The following is a 2,849-nucleotide window of genomic DNA, read 5'->3' on the forward strand; positions in this document are numbered from 1 at the left end:
TGCCGTCACATTAAGGCACAGCACGCCCCACAGCAGCCAGAACTGCGGCGTCTTCAACGCATCGTCGAGATGGACATTGGACGTCGTCACCATCGCATTCTGTGCCGCCGGCAGCGTCCATCCGGCAGGCCTCCAGCCCTCCGGCGGCACCCTGACGATAACGGCGCCGATCAGCATGAAGACGAAATAGACGATGCCCAGCACCAGGAAGGTTTCGGCGACGCCGATGTGCTCAGGCGTCGAAAACAGCTTCATCAGATAAACCGACAGCGGCGAGGCGATGAAGGCGCCGCCGCCGAAGCCCATGATCGCCATGCCGGTTGCCATGCCCGGCCGGTCCGGAAACCAGGTGATCAGCGTCTTGACCGGCGAGATATAGCCGAGGCCGAGACCGATGCCGCCCAGCACGCCGTAGCCGAGATAGATGATCCACAATTGGTGCAGATAGACGCCGAGCGCCGAGACAATGAAGCCGCCGCCGAAACAACAGGCAGAAGCGACCATGGCTTTGCGCGGACCGACGCGATCCAGCCAGCCGCCGCCGAACGCCGCCGCAATGCCCAGGAACAGGATCGCGATCGAGAAAATCCAGCCGAGGCCGGTCAATTTCCAGTCGTCGGGCGCCGAGTCGGTGATGCCGATCAGCTTAGACATCGGCAAGTTGAAAACGCTGAACGCATAGGCCTGGCCGATGCAAAGGTGGATGCAGAGCGCCGCCGGCGGCACCATCCACCTGCTGAAGCCAGGCTCGGCGACGGTGCGTGAGCGGTCGAGCCAGCCGCCCGCCCTTTCCCCAGTCGTATCCATTCCATCCTCCCAGATGCGTCTTCGAACCATCTTCTCAGATGTGTCCTGCGAACAAACTAGGCGGGTAAGCCGGCGAGGCAATAAGGAATGCCTGCCATACGACCAATGTCTAATGAGACTGGCCCATATCGCAAAGCAGGTCATTGCTTTCCCGAAAGTTAGATTAGAAACAATTGATTGACTGTCTGCTTATGAAGCGCGATCCCTCCACCTGCACTCACGATCATCTGGCCGGGCACGACGGCATTCACCAGTTGCGGTTGAGCCATTCGCGCGCCGGGCGCTCTATGAGGTAGTAGCTGCAGGCCGCGCAAGCGAAGACTGCGGCCAGCATCGGTATCGGCGCGCTGCCTTGCTCATAGACGAATTTGTAGAACGGCTGCTGCCATAAATAGAGCGAGTACGACCACAGCCCCAGCGTCGCCATCGGCCAGGACGACAGCAATCCGGAAAAATACCGTGGGCTGAAATCGAGTGCGTTGACGGCCAGAGCCAGCAGCGGCACCGCGAAGAGATAGTGCATCGGCGTCGGCACCCGATCCAGGAACAGGACAACGGCACAGACCGTTGCCACCAGGGCCACATGCTTGCCTCTCAAAAACGCCGGCAGCCTGCCGTCGGCCTTGAGCAGGCAGATCGAAGCCGACAGGAGGATCGACGCGATGTGCACATCCGTGCGCCAATAAGTGGTTTCGTAGTCCATCCCCAAGACCCAGTACGAAACCGCGCCATTGGCCATGGCCAGCAAGGCCAGCGCCAGGAGCAGCACGACCACGCGAGAGCGACTTGAGACGATGACGCTGATCAGCGCCAGGATGATGTAGGCGTGCTCCTCGATGCAGAGCGACCAGATATGGTCGAGCGCCCCTGCCCGAGCCACGAGAATGCCGGCATAATTGTAGGTGAATGTCAGCGCCGTCAGCGCGGCCTTCCATTTGAAGGCGAGGAACGTGCCGGAGAGCGCGATCATCGCGACGACTACGAAGACCAGAAGAGCCGGATAGATGCGGGAGAAGCGGCGTTTGAAGAATTTTTTCAGCGGGTAGCGTTCGATGAACAGGATCTCGCCCATCAGCCGGCCGCTGAGCACGAAGAAGAATTCGACGCCCAGCACGCCAAGATTGATTCCCGGAACCGGAAAGAAATGGCCGATCAGAACCAGCGCGATCGAAAGCCCGCGCCAGCCGTCGAGATAGGCCAGTCTTGTTCTGGTTGATCTGTCGGCGGCGGATCGGGACGGAACGACATGCGTCGCGGAAATGTCGGTCATGCCGATCCTCTCGCAATAGGCATGCGAAGGGTACGATGGTACAATTCGAACCCAGCTCGCATTCCCGCCCTAGTTCATATTGCAGTGCAATATGGATTTGTGCAAGTGCGAGATTGCTGCCGGATCAGGTCCGGCCTCCGGCTCGGCGGGGATTTGCTTCAAGCAGTGCGGCAGCGATTCCATCAGCAACTGAACGGATGCAGGCCGCCGCACGAGAAAAGGGGCCACGGAGGCCCCTTTCCTTGTCTGCGACTGATCGTATTAGAAACTGTTTCGAAACTCGCCCTGGCGAGTCATAGGTGGTGGTTTCGAGAACCGGAGCGGAGCGTACTTTTGGTACGTGAGCACCGGAAGCACAGAAAACGCCATCAGATGGCCGCCGGAGTAGAGTTTCCAAACAGTTTCTCAGGCGTTGGCTGCCGCAACCGCGCGCTTGGCCATCACCGCGATCAGATTGGCGCGATAATCGGCCGAGGCATGGATGTCGGTCATCAGATTCTTCGCCGGCACTTTCACACCTTCCAGTGCCGAGGCCGCGAAATTCTTGGCCAATGCTGCCTCGATCTCCTTCGAGCGGAAGACGCCGTCATCGCCGGCTCCAGTGACGGCGACGCTGACGCCATCCTTGCCCTTGGCAACGAACACGCCGACGATGGCGTAGCGCGATGCCGGATTGCGGAACTTTTCATAGGCCGCCTTGGCCGGCGCGGTGAAGGTGACGGCGGTGACGATCTCGCCTTCCTTCAACGAGGTCTCGAACAGACCCTTGAAG

The 2,849-nt window shown here is 60.0% G+C and carries 2 protein-coding genes and 1 pseudogene; all 3 read right to left on the reverse strand.

Going from position 1 to position 2,849, the window contains the following annotated elements; translation table 11 throughout:
• A partial coding sequence (locus EN969_RS25110; RefSeq protein WP_127419484.1) for an MFS transporter occupies window positions 1–807 on the reverse strand: 807 nt, incomplete at its 3' end.
• Between the two features lie 247 nt (window positions 808–1,054).
• Window positions 1,055–2,077: an acyltransferase gene (locus EN969_RS25115; protein WP_013531268.1), complete on the reverse strand. Its 1,023-nt coding sequence runs from the start codon at window positions 2,075–2,077 to the stop codon at window positions 1,055–1,057.
• Window positions 2,078–2,482: 405 nt separating this feature from the next.
• Window positions 2,483–2,849 (reverse strand): annotated as a pseudogene (locus tag EN969_RS25120) (carbon monoxide dehydrogenase); the annotation flags it as partial.

It is taken from the genome of Mesorhizobium sp. M7A.F.Ca.CA.003.01.2.1 (assembly GCF_003998945.1).
Lineage (GTDB): Bacteria > Pseudomonadota > Alphaproteobacteria > Rhizobiales > Rhizobiaceae > Mesorhizobium > Mesorhizobium ciceri.

What these genes read in the sequence shown, in the direction of transcription:
- EN969_RS25115 (WP_013531268.1), bottom strand. Translation starts at nt 2,077, where the DNA reads ATGACCGACATTTCCGCGACGCATGTCGTTCCGTCCCGATCCGCCGCC.